This is a genomic window from Acidisphaera sp. S103 (genome assembly GCF_009765975.1).
Taxonomy (GTDB): Bacteria; Pseudomonadota; Alphaproteobacteria; order Acetobacterales; family Acetobacteraceae; genus Rhodopila.
In genome coordinates this window covers 1-449 of sequence record NZ_LMUJ01000010.1, presented here as the reverse complement: position 1 = coordinate 449, position 449 = coordinate 1, and the positions used below count along the sequence as shown (strand labels likewise).

The 449-nt window shown below is 63.5% G+C and carries 1 protein-coding gene; it reads left to right on the top strand.

Features of this window, described 5'->3' with window-relative positions; translation table 11 throughout:
- Window positions 1–90 precede the first annotated feature (90 nt).
- On the top strand, window positions 91–449 hold a 359-nt coding region (locus tag GSQ89_RS00450), incomplete at its 3' end, for a transposase (protein ID WP_216855949.1).

Below are 449 nucleotides of genomic sequence, written 5' to 3'. Positions count from 1 at the left end.
GCTATCCACGCCACGCCGCCGAAGCGGGCCACCTTGGCGGAAGCCAACAGAAACCGTCCGGTCGCGATATTCGCCGATCTGCTGGCGGTCATGATCCAACGGGCACACCGCAAGCTGCGCCAGTCGATGGACGGCGTGACATACCTGATCGACAGCACCGGCCTGGCGTTGAACGCACTGAGCGGGTGGGCACAGTTCTCGGCCAAGGTGTGCGGCGCCAAGCTGCACGTGGTTTACGACCCCAACGCCGACTGCCCGGTCTACACCGCCTTCAGTGCCGCCAACGTCAACGACATCACCGCCGCCAAGGCTATGCCCATCGTGCCCAAGGCCACCTATGTCTTTGATCTTGGCTACTATGATTACGCCTGGTGGGCCGCACTCGACCAGACCGGCTGCCGGATCGTCACCCGCTTCAAGAAGAACACCAGGCTGACGGTCACCCGCGA